The 14,902-nt window shown below is 71.0% G+C and carries 12 protein-coding genes; 8 read left to right on the top strand and 4 right to left on the bottom strand.

The features are described from left to right. Positions 1 to 204 precede the first annotated feature (204 nt). Positions 205 to 1,251 carry a LacI family DNA-binding transcriptional regulator gene (locus OHA73_RS14510; RefSeq protein ID WP_266720322.1) on the top strand — a complete coding sequence of 349 codons (1,047 nt, stop codon included), beginning with the start codon at positions 205 to 207 and terminating at the stop codon, positions 1,249 to 1,251. A 75-nt stretch (positions 1,252 to 1,326) separates the two neighbouring features. Beyond that, positions 1,327 to 2,163: a phosphatase PAP2 family protein gene (locus OHA73_RS14515; RefSeq protein ID WP_327655238.1), complete on the top strand. Its 837-nt coding sequence runs from the start codon at positions 1,327 to 1,329 to the stop codon at positions 2,161 to 2,163. 36 nt (positions 2,164 to 2,199) lie between these two features. Here OHA73_RS14515 and OHA73_RS14520 read toward each other — a convergent pair whose 3' ends face one another. Both OHA73_RS14520 and OHA73_RS14525 read right to left on the bottom strand, forming a co-directional pair. Next, entirely contained in the window at positions 2,200 to 3,774 is a 1,575-nt protein-coding gene (locus OHA73_RS14520) for an amidohydrolase (RefSeq protein ID WP_327655239.1), read from the bottom strand. 134 nt (positions 3,775 to 3,908) lie between these two features. Then, positions 3,909 to 5,384, bottom strand: coding sequence for an APC family permease (locus OHA73_RS14525; RefSeq protein ID WP_327655240.1), 1,476 nt, complete (start codon positions 5,382 to 5,384; stop codon positions 3,909 to 3,911). Positions 5,385 to 5,524: 140 nt separating this feature from the next. Here OHA73_RS14525 and OHA73_RS14530 point away from each other — a divergent pair, with 140 nt between their 5' ends. Together OHA73_RS14530 and OHA73_RS14535 are read left to right on the top strand one after the other, a co-directional pair. Next, on the top strand, positions 5,525 to 6,133 hold the full coding sequence (locus OHA73_RS14530; RefSeq protein ID WP_327655241.1) for a TetR/AcrR family transcriptional regulator: 609 nt from the start codon (positions 5,525 to 5,527) through the stop codon (positions 6,131 to 6,133). A 135-nt stretch (positions 6,134 to 6,268) separates the two neighbouring features. Then, the gene (locus tag OHA73_RS14535) at positions 6,269 to 6,478 is read left to right on the top strand and encodes a hypothetical protein (RefSeq protein ID WP_327655242.1); all 210 of its coding nucleotides are present in this window, start codon (positions 6,269 to 6,271) and stop codon (positions 6,476 to 6,478) included. A 159-nt stretch (positions 6,479 to 6,637) separates the two neighbouring features. Here the strand turns inward: OHA73_RS14535 and OHA73_RS14540 are convergent, their stop codons facing one another. Further along, positions 6,638 to 9,658, bottom strand: a complete 3,021-nt coding sequence (locus OHA73_RS14540) for a bifunctional [glutamine synthetase] adenylyltransferase/[glutamine synthetase]-adenylyl-L-tyrosine phosphorylase (RefSeq protein WP_327655243.1) — start codon at positions 9,656 to 9,658, stop codon at positions 6,638 to 6,640. Positions 9,659 to 9,789: 131 nt separating this feature from the next. Between OHA73_RS14540 and OHA73_RS14545 the strand changes: the two genes are divergently transcribed. The 3 genes from OHA73_RS14545 to OHA73_RS14555 all read left to right on the top strand — a co-directional run bounded on the left by OHA73_RS14545 (position 9,790) and on the right by OHA73_RS14555 (position 11,113). After that, the gene (locus tag OHA73_RS14545) at positions 9,790 to 10,317 is read left to right on the top strand and encodes a pyridoxamine 5'-phosphate oxidase family protein (RefSeq protein ID WP_267070669.1); all 528 of its coding nucleotides are present in this window, start codon (positions 9,790 to 9,792) and stop codon (positions 10,315 to 10,317) included. 52 nt (positions 10,318 to 10,369) lie between these two features. Further along, complete coding sequence (locus OHA73_RS14550) at positions 10,370 to 10,786, top strand: VOC family protein (RefSeq protein WP_266720306.1); 417 nt, start codon at positions 10,370 to 10,372, stop codon at positions 10,784 to 10,786. A gap of 147 nt (positions 10,787 to 10,933) precedes the next feature. After that, the gene (locus OHA73_RS14555; RefSeq protein WP_267070668.1) at positions 10,934 to 11,113 is read left to right on the top strand and encodes a hypothetical protein; all 180 of its coding nucleotides are present in this window, start codon (positions 10,934 to 10,936) and stop codon (positions 11,111 to 11,113) included. A 74-nt stretch (positions 11,114 to 11,187) separates the two neighbouring features. Here the strand turns inward: OHA73_RS14555 and OHA73_RS14560 are convergent, their stop codons facing one another. Continuing rightward, entirely contained in the window at positions 11,188 to 12,549 is a 1,362-nt protein-coding gene (locus OHA73_RS14560; RefSeq protein ID WP_266720302.1) for a glutamine synthetase family protein, read from the bottom strand. 402 nt (positions 12,550 to 12,951) lie between these two features. On the opposite strand from OHA73_RS14560, the gene OHA73_RS14565 reads away from it, so the two are divergent. Then, positions 12,952 to 14,883, top strand: coding sequence for a S53 family peptidase (locus OHA73_RS14565; protein ID WP_267070667.1), 1,932 nt, complete (start codon positions 12,952 to 12,954; stop codon positions 14,881 to 14,883). Positions 14,884 to 14,902: the final 19 nt, after the last annotated feature.

Consider the following 14,902-nt stretch of genomic DNA (forward strand, 5'->3'; position numbering starts at 1 on the left):
CGAACGTGTGCGGCCACCCGCATCCAGCCCGACCCGTCAGAAGGACCCTCGGCTCGCCGGAACAAACTACCGCCGGACAACCCCTCCGCGACCTGCCCTTCGTCCGGTTCACCGTTCCGGGTGGCGGTGGCCCAACCCGGCTTACCCGCCCGGTACTTCCCGTTCGGTGGGCAATGCGGCGAGTGACGGGTAAGGTCGCGTCCCGTGACCGCACGCCTTGCCGACATCGCAGCACAAGCGGGGGTCAGCGAAGCGACCGTCAGCCGTGTGCTCAACGGGAAGGCGGGGGTCGCCGCGGCCACCCGCCAGTCCGTCCTCGCCGCCCTCGACGTGCTCGGCTACGAGCGCCCCGTGCGCCTCAAGCAGCGCAGCGCGGGCCTCGTAGGACTGATCACCCCGGAACTCGAGAACCCGATCTTCCCCGCGCTCGCCCAGGTCGTGGTGCAGGCCCTGACCAGGCAGGGTTACACGCCCGTCCTGGCCACCCAGACCCCCGGCGGCTCCACCGAGGACGAGCTCACGGAGATGCTCGTCGACCGCGACGTCAGCGGCATCATCTACGTCTCCGGGCTGCACGCCGACACCACCGCCGACCCGCAGCGCTACGAACGTCTCCGCGGCCAGGGTGTCCCCTTCGTACTCGTCGACGGGTACGCGCCGGCGGTCGCTGCGCCCTTCATCTCGCCGGACGACCGGGCCGCGTCCCGGCTCGCCGTGACGCATCTGCTCTCGCTCGGCCACACCCGCATCGGCCTGGCCGTGGGTCCGCGCCGCTTCGTCCCCGTACAGCGGAAGATCGAGGGCTTCGTACGCACGATGGCGGAGCGGCTCGACCTGCCGGAGGACCAGATCGAGCACGACTTCGTGCAGCACTCCCTCTACACCCTGGAGGGTGGGCAGGCCGCGACCTCCGCGCTGCTCGACCGGGGCTGCACCGCGGTGGTCTGCGCGAGCGACATGATGGCGCTCGGTGCGATCAGGGCGGTGCGCGAGCGCGGCATGGACGTGCCGAAGGACGTCTCCGTCGTCGGTTTCGACGACTCTCCGCTGATCGCGTTCACCGATCCGCCGCTGACCACGATCCGCAAGCCGGTGCACGCGATGGGTCAGGCAGCGGTGCACACGCTGCTCGAAGAGGTCGGCGGCACGCCCGCGCCGCCGAGCGAATTCGTGTTCATGCCGGAGCTGGTGGTGCGGGGGTCCACGGCCGCGTCAGCAGCGGTGTCCGTAGGGGTTCGGCCTCGTCCGTAGGGCGTAGCGGGTGCGCCCGTGACCCGCCCAAGGGATGATCGGTCGGGGGGTCGGAATCTGGCAGACTCTGTGCCTATGGGTGAAACGACCGTGACGACACGTGAAGGCCGAAAAGGGGCCACACCGTCACCCATCGCGGAAGACCGCGCGGGGCGTCGCCTTCGGGCGCCGCGGCGTCCGCGACTCTGGTTCGAGATCCTGCTGATCGCGGTGAGTTACTACACGTACTCCCTGATCCGCAACGCGGTCCCGGAGCAGAAGGCACAGGCGCTGCGCAATGCCGACTGGATCTGGCGGGCCGAGCACAGCCTCGGTATCGCCGTCGAGCAGGCAGTCAACCATGCCGCGAATTCGGTGAGTTGGCTCATCGTCGGCATGAACTACTACTACGCGACACTGCACTTCGTCATCACGTTGGGCGTCCTGGTGTGGCTGTTCCGCTGCCATCCCGGCCGCTACGCGGCGACCCGTCTCGCGCTGTTCGCGACGACGGCGGTCGCCCTCGTCGGTTATTACTTCTATCCGCTGGCGCCGCCGCGGCTGATGAGCGGCGGCCACTTCGTCGACACCGTCGCGGTGCACCAGACCTGGGGCTCGATGGCCTCGGGCAACCTGAAGAACATGTCGAACCAGTACGCGGCGATGCCGTCGATGCACATCGGCTGGTCGCTGTGGTGCGGCATGACGATCTTCGCGCTGGCCTCGGTGCCGTGGGTGCGGGTCCTCGGGCTCGCGTACCCGGCGCTGACCCTGGTGGTCATCGTGGCGACCGCGAACCACTTCTGGCTGGACGCGGTGGGCGGCGTGCTGTGCCTGGCGTTCGGGTTCGCGGTGGCGCGGGCCTGGTACGGGGCGCTGCCGTATGCGCTGCCGCGTCTTGTGGCACCACCACTGGTGCCGGTCAAGGCGTAGGGAACGGGGGCGTCGAGCGCCCCCGTTCCTCTGGGCTCAGGCGCCCCGGTGCGTGATCCGGCCGTCCGTCACGGTGAGGACGACGGGGGCCTCGGCGACCTCGTCCGCGGAGGCGGTGACCGGGTCGAGGCCGAGCACGGTGAGGTCCGCGCGCAGGCCGACCGCGATCCGGCCGCCTTCCGCCGCCCGACCCGCGGCGATCGCCGCGTGCGATGTGACGCCCTCCAGCGCTTCGAGGCCGGTGAGCCCCTGTGCGGGCCCGGCCGCGCCCTCCGGCACGCGCGCCATGGCGAGCACCTTCCGGGCGTCGTAGTGGGCGATCGGCCAGTCCGAGCCGAGCGCGAGGACGGCGCCCGCGTCCCGCAGGTCACGGGTGCGCCAGGCGCGGGCGGCGCGCGCGTCGCCGAGCCGCTTGGACCACTCGTCGCTGTGGTCGCCCTTCGTGTACGCGGTGTGCGGCGGCTGCATCGACGCGGCGACGCCGAGCGCGGCGAACCGCGGGATCGTGTCGTCGGGCACGGACTCGATGTGCTCGATCCGGTGCCCGCCCCGGCCGCTCTCCCCGAGCGCCTCGATGGTGTCGAGGGCGTGCCGGACGGCGGCGTCGCCGATGGCGTGCGTCGCGGTGCGCACACCGGCCGCGTGCAGGTGACGTACGGCCTCGCTGTACGCGGCCGGGTCCGGCCAGAACGCGTCGGTGCCCTGGCCGTGGCAGTCGGCGTGCTCCAGCCAGGCGGTGCCGCCCTCGACGGTGCCGTCCATGAAGAACTTGACGCCGCCGACCGTCCAGCGCCGCCCACCCCGCTTCTGCAACTCAACGAGCTCGTCGAGCCCGGCCTCGTCCACCCCCGGCATGCACCAGGGCGAGACGGTGAGCCTCATCGGCAGATCGGTGTCCTCCTCCACGGCGGCGAGCAGATCGAGCCCCGACCCGTCCATGACGTGCGCCCCGGTAAGGCCGGTGGCGGCCATCGTGCTCAGCAGCTCGACGAGCCCGGCGCGGCGGTCCTGGTCCGAGGCCCGGGGCGCGACCTCGTACACCAGGTCCATGGCGGCGTGCTCGACGAGGTACCCGGTGGGCCGCCCCTCGCCGTCGCAGACGACCTCGGCCCGCTGGTCGAACGACCGCGGCCCGGTGATCCCGGCGGCGTCCAGGGCGGCGCCGCTGACCAGCGCGGAGTGGCCGTCGTACAGCCGCAGGAAGGCGGGCGCGCCACCGAGCACGTCCTCGATCAGCTCGCGGTGGATGGGCCGCCCCTCGAAGGCGTTGTGGTCGAGCCCCCACCCGACGACCCACCCGCCGAGCCGGTCTGCTGTACGCAGGGCGGCCCGGAGTGCGTCGAGGTCCTGTACGCCGCTGAGATCGACGCCGGTCGCCATCTCCAGGCCCCAGACGGGGTGACTGTGGGAGTCGACGAGGCCGGGCATCACGTGGGCGCCGGCGAGGTCGAGCCGTTCGGTGCCGGGGCCCTGCCAGTCCCGTACGAGTTCGTCCGTGTCACCGACCGCCGCGATACGGCCTCCGGCCACGGCCAGGGCGGTTGCCTCCGGCCGGGTGGGGTCGAGGGTGCGGATGTGGGTGTTGGTGAGGAGGAGGTCGGCGGATGGCATGGTGCGGGTGACTCCGTTTCTGGTCGCGCTGTTGCGGGTGCCGACTACTGTCGCGTCGGCGAGTGCGGTTCTTGCTGTGGCCGGGTTTGCGCCCCGCGGCGGAGCCGCAAATCGACACAGCCCCGCGCCGGCCCCTAATCGCCGAACCGTGCGTACGTCTCCGGGCGGGAACGCCGTAGACGCCACGCCAAGGTCAGGCCCAGGACGAAGACTGCCGGGGCCACCGCCAGGAGGATCCAGTTGACCAAGGGGGACGCGCCCGTGAACAGGTCGATGTGGGTGGCGACCAGCCCGATCGCCACCGCCAGGAGCAGCGTCGCGGCGACCGGGGCGACGATCGTCCGCAGCGCGCCCTCCTGGTGCGTGATCCGGCGGAAGAAGAACGGGACGGCGAGCGCCGCGAGGAGTTGGAGGGCCATCAGGCCCAGCATGCCGGGGGTGTTGACCCACAGGAGGAGCTGGTCGTACGGGTCCGCCCCGGCCGCCCAGAAGCCGAGCACGACGACCGCGCCGAGCACCGTCTGCGCGAGCCCGGCGACGTACGGGGAGCGGTGCTTGGGGTGGATGCGGGCGACGGCGCGCGGCAGGACGCCCTCGTCGGCGAGGGCGAGCGCGTACCGGTTGATCGCGTTGTGGAAGGCGAGGAGCGAGGCGATGACGCTGGTGACGATGAAGACGTGCATCAGGTCCGCCGCCCAGCCACCGACGAACGTGGTGATCGCGGTGAAGAAGAGGTTCGCCGGGTCGCTGCCGGCCGCCTTGACGACGGCCGCGTCGCCGAAGGACTGGATGGCGATCCAGACGGTGAACGCGTAGAAGAGGCCGAGGAACGCGACCGCGATGTACGTGGCGCGGGGCACGGTGCGGTCCGGGTCGCGGGCCTCGCGCCGGTAGATGACGGTCGACTCGAACCCGGTGAACGCGGCGAACGCGAAGGCGAGGACGGCGGCCGTGCCGGGCACGAGGACGTTGCCGGGCGTGAAGGAGGCCAGGGACAGGCCGTGCGCGCCGCCCTTGAGGAGCACGCCGCCCGCGAGCAGGATCAGGATGCCCGTCTCCGCGACCAGCAGGACGCCGAGCAGCTTGGCGCCGAAGTCGATCGAGCGGAAGCCGCCGTACCAGATCAGGACCAGACCCACGAGGGAGACCGGCAGCCAGGGCACGTCCGCGCCGAACAGGGAGTGCACGGTGTCCTGGGTCGCCGAGCCGAGGAGCCCGTAGACGCCGATCTCCATGCCGTTGTAGCCGACCATCGCGAGCAGCGCCGCCCCGATTCCGGCCGGTTTGCCGAGGCCCTGCGCGATGTACGAGTAGAAGGCGCCGCCGCCGGTGACGTGGCGGCTCATCGTGGTGAAGCCGATGGCGAAGACGGCGAGGGTGATGCCGGCGAGCAGGTATCCGGCGGGCGCTCCGACGCCGCCGAGGGAGATGGCGATGGGCGCGACGCCCGCCATGACGGTGAGCGGGGCGGCGGCGGAGATCACGAAGAACGCGATGTCGGACGTGCCGAGGGTGCCTGTGCGAAGGCCGGTCGGCGCGCTCGGCGGTGCGGTCTTCGTCTTCGTCTTCGTCTTCGTCTTCGTCTTCGTCTTCGGGGAGGTCACGGGCATGCGGCAGGAAGCCCCTCTGGAGGACGGCCCGCACTGCGGCGGACGGGCGTAAATCTAAAGGCTTTCGGTTTTCGCAATGTAGCCTCCCGTTGGGCATACGGGAAGACCCGATTTTGTGGAGCCACTGAGGAGGGACCTGGATGGGGCGGCCGCGCACACCCCTCCTCGACCGGGAGCGGATCACCACGGCGGCGCTCGGCATCGTCGACGAGAACGGCGAGTTCAGCGTCCCGCAGGTGGCGCGCAGGCTCGGCGTACAGACGGGTTCGCTCTACCACCACGTGGAGGGCCGCGACGGCATCGTGGAGCTGCTGCGCGAGCGGATCTGCTCCGCGATCGACGAGACGCCGCTGACCTCGGGCCTCCCGTGGGACGAGGCGATCGCCGGGTGGGCCCGCTCCTACCGTGCCGCGTTCGCCGCGCACCCCAAGGCGATCCCGCTCCTGACGACCCACCCGGTGCGGGCGCCCCGGGTCCTCGCGCAGTACGAGCTGGCGGTGGCGCTGCTGCTCGACGCGGGGTTCGCGCTGCCGGACGTGATGCCGGTGATCATCGCCCTGGACAACATGGTGCTCGGTTCGGCGCTGGACATGGCGGCGCCCGACACGATGTGGGAGCCGACGGAGGAGGGCCTGACCCCGTTGCTCGAACGAGCCCTGGGCGCCGGACTCGAGGGGCGCACGGACGCGGCGTTCGAGCTGGCGCTCACCGGGTTCGTGGCGCGGTGCCGGGTGCTGCTGGACGCGTAGGGCCCGTGTAGGGGTCGCGTAGGGCGTCAGGACTTTAGTCCCGTGCGTTCACGACCGATGGCATCTGCCGTCGCGGCCCGTCCGAGGGGATCGTCGGAGGTCCAGACCTCGACGTACGGACGGAGGGCCGGTTTCATGGCACTGGCAACGGCGACAGCAGCGGTACGCAAGGGCGCGGCAGGCGCGAGGGTGGCGGCTCCGGGCGACGACGCCCACCCCTTCGGCGCGCTGCAGCGCAAGCATGCCCCCGACGACGAGCGGACGGCCGCGGCGATGGCGCTCGCCCACCGGGGGCCTTCGGGTCTGCCGTGGCTGTCGGAGACGACGTCGGCGAAGGTGGCGTAACCGAGCCGTCCGCTCCGCCACTGGGCCCCGCCGCCTTGGGCAATCTGCCGCCAGGGGCGGCAGGGTGGGCAAGGCGGCACCCCGGCGCCGGGCAGGCGCTACGCGAGGCCCCCACCACGGCCCCGCCACGCGGCACCCGGCACCCGGCACCCGGCACCGTCACCCGCCGTAGAACCGCTCCTCCATCACGGCCCGCGCCCGCCGCGTCGTACGCCGATAGTCGTCGAGCATGTCCCCGACGTGCCCGGGGTCGTACCCCAAGTACCGCCCGACCGCGCCGAGTTCACGCCCGTCCGAGGGAAACGTGTCGCCGGGCCTGCCCCGCACCAGCATCACCGCGTTGCGCACGCGCGCGGCAAGGACCCACGCCTCGTCGAGGATCGCCGCGTCCTCGGTGGGGATCAGTTCGGCGGCGCACGCGGCGGCGAGGGCCTCGCGGGTGCGGGTCGTACGCAGACCCGGTTCCACCCAACCGTGCCGCAGCTGGAGCAGCTGCACCGTCCATTCGACGTCGGAAAGACCCCCGCGGCCCAGTTTCGTGTGGAGCGTGGGGTCGGCGCCGCGCGGCATCCGCTCCGACTCCATGCGCGCCTTGAGGCGGCGGATCTCCAGTACGGCATCGTCGCCCAGGCCCTCGGCGGGGTAGCGCAGCGGGTCGATCAGGTCGATGAACGACCGACCCAACTCCTCGTCCCCGGCCACGTATTGGGCCCGCAGCAGCGCCTGCGACTCCCAGACCAGGGACCAGCGGCGGTAGTACGCCTCGTAGGACTTGAGCGTGCGCACCAGCGGGCCCGACTTGCCCTCGGGGCGCAGGTCCGCGTCGATGAGCAGCGGCGGATCGGCGCTCGGCAGGGCAAGGAGCCGGCGCATCTCGGAGACGACCTTGTTCGCGGCCTGCGCGGCCTCGTGGTCGTCGACGCCCTCGCGCGGTTCGTGCACGAACAGCACGTCGGCGTCGGAGCCGTAGCTCAGCTCGTGCCCGCCGAAGCGGCCCATGGCGATGACGGCGAAGCGGGTGGGCAGGGTGTCGCCCCAGCCGTCGCGGACCACGGCGCGCAGCGTCCCGGCGAGCGTGGCGGCCGTCAAGTCCGATACGGCGGAGCCCACTTGGTCCACCAGGGCGCCCTGGTCGGCGACCGCGGGCGTGTCCTCGGTGCCGTACGAGGCGATGATGTCGGCGGCCGCCGTGCGCAGCAGCTCGCGGCGGCGCACCGCGCGCGCCGAGGTGACCGCCTGCTCACCGGTGTCCGCGCGCCGCACCGCCGCGAGCGCCTCCTGCTCCAACTGGGCGTGCCCGCGCGGCTCCAGGCCCCGCTCGTCGCCGAGCAGCGCCACCGATTCGGGGGCGCGCATGAGGAGGTCGGGGGCGAGGCGCCCTGCGGACAGGATCCGCGCCAGGTTCTCGGCGGCCGCGCCCTCGTCGCGCAGCAGCCGCAGATACCAGGGCGTCTTGCCCAACGCGTCCGACACGTTGCGGAAGTTGAGGAGCCCGGCGTCAGGATCCGCCGAATCCGCGAACCAGCCGAGCAGTACCGGGAGCAGCGTCCGCTGGATGGCGGCCTTGCGACTGACGCCGGAGGCCAGCGCCTCCAGGTGGCGCATCGCGGCGCTCGGGTCCGCGTAGCCGAGCGCGACGAGGCGCTCGCGGGCGGCGTCGGCGCGCAACCTGGTCTCGCCGGGGGCGAGTTGGGCGACGGCGTCGAGCAGCGGCCGGTAGAACAGCTTCTCGTGCAGCCGGCGGACGACGGATGTGTGCCGCCGCCAGGCCCGCTTGAGGTCCGTGATGGGTTCGGTGCGCATGCCCATCGAGCGGCCGATGCGGCGCAGGTCGGCATCGTCCTCCGGCACCAGGTGGGTGCGCCGCAACTTGTAGAGCTGGATGCGGTGTTCGAGGGTGCGCAGGAAACGGTAGGCGTCGTCGAGCTGCACGGCGTCGACCCGGCCCACGTATCCGCCGTCGGCGAGTGCGGCGAGCGCCTTCAGGGTCGTACTGCTGCGCAGCGCGGAGTCCGAGCGGCCGTGCACCAACTGCAGCAGCTGGACGGCGAATTCGACGTCTCGAAGGCCGCCGGGCCCGAGCTTCAGCTCCCGGTCCTTCTCCCCCGGCGGGATGTTGGCCACGACCCGCTTGCGCATCTTCTGCACGTCGGGCACGAAGTTGTCCCGCTCGGACACCTGCCACACCATCGGCGACACGGCCGCGACGTACTCCTCGCCGAGTTCCAGGTCGCCCGCGACCGGGCGGGCCTTGAGCAGCGCCTGGAACTCCCAGGTCTTGGCCCAGCGCTGGTAATAGGCGAGGTGCGAGGACAGCGTGCGTACGAGCGGCCCGTTGCGCCCTTCCGGCCGCAGATTGGCGTCGACGGGCCAGATGGTGCCCTCGACCGTCGTGTCGGAGCAGATCCGCATCATGTGCGAGGCGAGCCGGGTGGCGGCCTGGATCGCCTTCCCCTCGTCGGCGGAGCCGTCGGCGGGCTCCCCGACGAAGATGACGTCGACATCGGATACGTAATTCAGCTCATGGCCACCGCACTTGCCCATCGCGATCACGGAGAGCCGGCACAGCGCGGCGTCGGCGGGAGACGCCGCTCGGGCGATGGCGAGGGCCGCGCGCAGGGTCGCCGTCGCCAGGTCGGCGAGTTCGGCGGCCGTCTCGGTGATGTCGGTCGTGCCGCACACGTCGCGGGCGGCGATGGACAGCAGGCAGCGCCGGTAGGCGACGCGCAGCGACACCTCGTCGGTGGCCTCGGCGAGCCCCTGCTCGAACTCCTCCACGCCGGGGTGCAGATCGCCCGACTCGTACGTGACGAGGGCCCGCCAGTCCTTCGAGTGCCGGGCCAGGTGGTCGGCGAGCGCCTCGGAGGAACCGAGCACGCCGAGCAGCCGGTCGCGCAGCGGCTTCGCCGCGACGAGCGTGTCGAGCAGCTCGCGCCGCGCCGTCTCGTCCTCCTGCGCCTCGACCAGCCGGACGAGGCCGAGGAGCGCCAGGTCCGGGTCGGCGGCGCCGCCGAGCGCGTCCAGGAGCAGCGGGTCGGAGCGCACGGCGGACAGGGCGGGGGCGTCGAGCAGTCGCTCAGCGGTGGACGGATCGGTGAAGCCGAGTCGCAGCAGCCGCGTGAAGGTGCTGCTCCTGCGGCCGCCCGTCCACCCTCCCCCTTCGTGCGGCACCGACGTCATTGCCCGGCCTCCTGTTCGATCAACGGTGGCCTTGAGCCTACTGCGCTCCGGGCTGCACCGATGAGTTGTGCGACCGCGGCAGGTCCCCACTCGTGTACGAGTGGCCCCGTACACGGAGAGGACCGCCCACGATGCCGCACGACGCCCGCACCGGCACGCCGCACACGTCGCTCGACCCTCGCTACAGCTCCCCCGGCGCCGAACCCACCTCGTGGGCGGCAGCCGAAAAGCTACTGACCGGCGCCGAACTCTTCTGGATCTCCACGGTGCGCCCCGACGGCCGCCCCCACGTCACACCCCTCCTCGCCCTCTGGCAGGACGGTTCCCTGCACTTCACCTCCGGCGCGCACGAACGCAAGTCGCTCAACCTCACCGCGAACCCTGAGGTCGTCCTCACCACCGGCACGAACACCTGGGCGGCGGGCTTCGACGTGGTGGTGGAGGGTCCTGCGACACGAGTCACGGAGCCGGAACGCCTCCACGCCCTCGCCAAGGCCTGGGAGGAGAAATACGGCCCGGCCTGGCACTTCGAGGTCCGCTCCGACGGCGCATTCCAAGGCCAAGAAGGCCCATCGCTCGTCTTCTCAGTCACCCCGAACACGGTCTTCGGCTTCGGCAAGGGCGAGGAGTTCACCCAGACCCGCTGGCAATTCGAGTGACCACCCGGCGCCGGTGGGCCGGAACCGACAATTCACCCCTACCGTTACGTCCATGGACATGACCCTGGAAGTGCTCACCATCCCGGTCTCGGACATCGACCGCGCCAAGGCCTTCTACGTCGACAAGGTCGGCTTCCACTGCGACATCGACGCCGAAGTGATGCCGGGCGCCCGCATCGTCCAGCTCACGCCCCCGGGATCCGGCTGCTCGATCGCCCTCGCCTCCGGCATCCCGAGCCCCACGGGCACGGCGACCCCCGGCACGTACCACGGCATGCAACTGTGCGTCACCGACATCAAGGCGGCCCACGAAGAGCTCCGCTCCCGCGGCCTCGACGTCTCGGAACCGATCCAGTACGCCCCCGACGACGGCGGCACCTTCATGCACTTCACGGACCCGGACGGCAACGGCTGGGCCATCCAGGAATACCGCAAACGCTCCGCTGTGCCGCTGCGGGACACCCTGTAGCCGCCCCGACCTCAGGACGTTCGACCACGCCCCCAGCCGCAGGCTCCGGTCCCGCCGCAGCAGGAAGCCCCGGCCGACCGGCCGACGAAGAAGCGCCGCGTCTTCCTCTGGTTCTTCCTTGCGGTCCAGGCCCTGTTCCTGGTGTGGATGATCGCGGGCGCGAACAGCGGCGGTTCCGGCGACTGCGGCACCCTCGACGCCCAGACCTGCAAGGACGCCGGCGACGTGGGCACCGCCATCGGCCTGGGCCTGTTCCTCGCCCTGTGGGCGGTCGTCGACATCATCCTCGGCGTCTCGTACGACATCTACCGCCTCTGCAAGCGCTGACGTAGCGGGCCGCCGAGACAGAACGAACGGGCCGGGGAAACCCCGGCCCGTTCGTCGTGGTGCAATGCCGCGCCCTACAACACCGGCAGGTTCTTCCGCAGCTCGAACGCCGTGACCTCGCTGCGGTACTCCTCCCACTCCTGCTTCTTGTTCCGGAGGAAGAAGTCGTAGACGTGTTCGCCGAGGGTTTCCGCGACCAGTTCTGAGCGTTCCATCAGGGTGATCGCCTCGCCCAGGTTCTGGGGAAGCGGCTCGATGCCCATCGCGCGGCGTTCCGCGTCGGAGAGGGCCCAGACGTCGTCGTCGGCGCCCGGAGGGAGTTCGTAGCCCTCTTCGATGCCCTTGAGGCCGGCCGCCAGGAGGACCGCGTAGGTGAGGTAGGGGTTCGCGCCCGAGTCGATGGAGCGGACCTCGACGCGGGCCGAGCCCGTCTTGCCGGGCTTGTACATCGGGACGCGGATGAGGGCCGAGCGGTTGTTGTGGCCCCAGCAGATGTAGGACGGGGCCTCGCCGCCGGCGCCCGCCGTGCGCTCCGAGCCGCCCCAGATGCGCTTGTAGGAGTTCACCCACTGGTTGGTGACCGCGGAGATCTCGGCGGCGTGCTTCAGCAGGCCCGCGATGAAGGAGCGGCCGACCTTGGAGAGCTGGTACTCGGAGCCCGACTCGTAGAAGGCGTTCCTGTCGCCCTCGAACAACGACAAGTGCGTGTGCATGCCGCTGCCCGGGTGTTCCGAGAACGGCTTCGGCATGAACGTGGCCTGGACGCCCTGCTCCAGCGCGACCTGCTTCATGACCAGGCGGAACGTCATGATGTTGTCCGCCGTGGAGAGCGCGTCCGCGTAGCGGAGGTCGATCTCCTGCTGGCCCGGCGCACCCTCGTGGTGGCTGAACTCGACCGAGATGCCCATCGACTCGAGCATGGTGATCGCCTGGCGGCGGAAGTCCATGCCCACGTTCTGCGGGGTGTGGTCGAAGTAGCCGGAGGTGTCCGCGGGCACCGGGCGGGTGCCGTCCAGCGGCTTGTCCTTGAGCAGGAAGAACTCGATCTCGGGGTGGGTGTAGAAGGTGAAGCCGAGGTCCGAGGTCTTGGCCAGGGCCCGCTTCAGGACGTAGCGCGGGTCGGCGAAGGACGGCGAGCCGTCGGGCATCAGGATGTCGCAGAACATGCGCGCCGTGCCGGGGGCCTCGGCCCGCCACGGCAGGACCTGGAAAGTGCCCGGATCCGGCTTGGCGATCATGTCGGACTCGTAGACCCGGGCGAAGCCCTCGATCGCCGAGCCGTCGAAGCCGATACCCTCGTCGAACGCCTGTTCCAGCTCGGCCGGAGCCACGGCCACCGACTTGAGGAAGCCCAGCACGTCCGTGAACCACAGACGTACGAACCGGATGTCGCGCTCCTCAAGGGTACGGAGCACGAATTCCTGCTGCTTGTCCATCTCTCGCTTCCACCCATCCTTGCTGGTCAGGCCTGCTGCTCCCACGCCGCCCAGAGGGCCTGGTCACATCCCACCACACGACCGTTTCCGACGCGTTGCCGACCTTGATCGTCACTGACCGGCCGGTGATGTGTTCATAGTGCCTGTCGAACACCCCAGGGTCATAGTGCCCGCCTTCCGAGCCGTGCCACCCGGTGGCCGACGCGGCACCGCACGACGGGCGGCGGACCGCCCACCGATGCGCCCAAATCGGCCTATCGCGACCGTAGTTGAGCCGACTTGACGTCTTCTTGATCGTCTCATTTCCCCCGCGTGAACGGTTGTTGGCAAGAGTGGGCTTTTCTTCGTGTGCATTACACATGCACCTCGGCGTCTCCAGCACCTCTATCCAGGGGGGACCACATGAGATCCAACCGCGGCACACGCCGCACCCGGGCAGGCCTGAGCATCGCGGCCACCCTTCCGCTGCTCGCCGGCGCCCTCGCCCTCGCCGCGCCCGCCCACGCCCAGCCGAGCCGCGACACCCTCTCCGGCACCAAGCCGCTGTGGGCCACCGGCGCCGCCGACAAGGGCGACACCACGGACAGCGGCAAGGTCGGCGCGCGCGTCTACCTCGCCGGCCGGGACGCGAAGGGCCTCGCCTCGTACGCGAAGTCCGTGGCCGACCCGTCGTCCGCGCAGTACCAGAAGTATCTGAGCGCCAAGGAGGCGCGCAGCCGCTTCGGGGCGACGAAAGAGCAGATATCCGAGGTCACGGCCTGGCTGAAGTCCGCAGGCCTGACCGTGACCGGCTCCACTACGCACTACCTCTCCGTGTCGGGCGACGTGGCCGCCATCGAGAAGGCCTTCGGCACCCAGCTGCACGACTACACCAAGGGCGGGCACACCTACCGCGCCCCGTCCGGCGCCGCCTCCGTGCCCGCCTCCCTCGACGGCGCCGTGCTCACGGTGACCGGCCTGGACAGCGCCCCGCACAAGGCGACGAAGCAGGACGAGCTGCCGCCGCCGAGCGCCGTGTTCCGCAACGCGGGCCCGTTCTCCACGTACTACGGATCCAAGACCGCGACCACGCTCCCGGACGCGTACGGCACCAAGGTCCCGTACGCCCCGAAGGGCTACACCGGCAAGCAGCTGCGCGCCGCGTACGGCGCCGGCAAGGCGACCGGCAAGGGTGTGAAGGTCGCGATCACCGACGCGTACGCCTCGCCGACCATCGCCAAGGACGCGGCGACGTACGCGAAGAAGCACGGTGACGCGCCGTACAACACACGGCAGTTGAAGCAGGTGCTGCCCAAGACGTACACGAAGACCGAGGAGTGCGACGCGGCCGGCTGGTACGGCGAGGAGACCCTCGACGTCGAGGCCGTGCACGCGATGGCCCCGGCCGCCGACATCACGTACGTGGGCGCGGCCTCCTGCTACGACGACGATCTGCTCGACTCGCTCGGCAAGGTCGTCGACAACCACCTCGCCGACATCGTCTCCAACTCCTGGGGCGACATCGAGGCCAACCAGACCCCCGAGCTGGCCGCCGCGTACGACCAGGTGTTCCAGCTCGGCGCCGTCGAGGGCATCGGCTTCTACTTCTCGTCCGGCGACAACGGCGACAACGTCGCGTCGACGGGTACGAAGCAGGTCGACACGCCCGCCAACTCGGCGTGGGTGACGGCGGTCGGCGGCACCTCGCTCGCCGTCGGCAAGGGCGACAAGTACCAGTGGGAGACCGGCTGGGGCACGCTGAAGTCCAACTTGGCGGCGGACGGCAAGAGTTGGACCGACTTCCCGGGCGCGTACAACTCGGGCGCGGGCGGCGGCACCAGCAAGACGGTCGCGCAGCCCGACTACCAGAAGGGCGTCGTGCCGGACGCGCTGGCGAAGGCGAACGGCGGCACGCACCGCGTCGTCCCGGACATCTCCGCCATCGCCGACCCGAACACCGGCTTCCTGGTGGGCCAGACGCAGACGCTGCCCGACGGCACGCAGGGCTACGACGAGTACCGCATCGGCGGCACCTCGCTCGCCGCGCCCGTGGTCGCCGGTGTGCAGGCGCTCGCGCAGCAGACCGGCGGCGGCAAGCCGCTCGGCTTCGCGAACCCGGCGATCTACGACCGGTACGGTTCGGCCAAGTACCACGACGTGGTGGACCAGCCCAAGGGCAAGGACCTCGCCGTGGCGCGCGTCGACTTCGCGAACAGCTACGACGCGTCGGAGGGTCTGCTCACCTCGGTGCGCAGCCTCGGCAAGGACGCCTCGCTGAAGGCCGTCAGGGGCTACGACGACGTGACGGGGGTCGGCTCGCCGGCTCCGGGTTACGTGAACTCGTACCGCCGCTGACCGAAGGACGTCCCGGCGG

Source organism: Streptomyces sp. NBC_00483 (genome assembly GCF_036013745.1).
Taxonomy (GTDB): Bacteria; Actinomycetota; Actinomycetes; order Streptomycetales; family Streptomycetaceae; genus Streptomyces.